The following is a 427-nucleotide window of genomic DNA, read 5'->3' as shown; positions in this document are numbered from 1 at the left end:
GGCATATTCGCCGGCCAAGTACGGCATCCTTACCGAACTCCTCCCCCCTGAAAAGCTGGTCGCGGCCAATGGATGGATCGAAGGCCTGACCGTCGGCTCGATCATCCTCGGCACCGTGCTAGGTGGGGCCTTGATCTCCAACCATGTCTCGGCATGGCTGCTGTCGTTCGACATTCCCGGGCTCGAGCGCATCGACACGCCGGCTGAAGCGGCGATGCTGGTGATCATGGTGATCTACCTGATCGCGGCGCTGTTCAACACGCGCATTCCCGATACCGGCGCGCGCTATCCGCAGCAGGAAAAGAACCCGGTACGTCTCATTTCGGAGTTTGCCGACTGCTTCAACGCGCTGTGGCGCGACAGGCTCGGCCAGATCTCCCTGGCGGTGACAACGCTGTTCTGGGGCGCAGGCGCCACGCTGCAATTC

The 427-nt window shown here is 62.3% G+C and carries 1 protein-coding gene; it reads left to right on the top strand.

The genetic code is table 11. The annotated features are described in order from the left end of the window. On the top strand, nt 1–427 hold a 427-nt coding region (locus C1I93_RS33455), incomplete at both ends, for an MFS transporter (RefSeq protein WP_220039628.1).

Source organism: Micromonospora endophytica (genome assembly GCF_003236305.1).
GTDB classification, from domain to species: Bacteria; Actinomycetota; Actinomycetes; order Mycobacteriales; family Micromonosporaceae; genus Micromonospora; species Micromonospora endophytica.
Note: the sequence above shows the minus strand (reverse complement) of the source record. Positions and strands in the feature narration are given on the sequence as shown.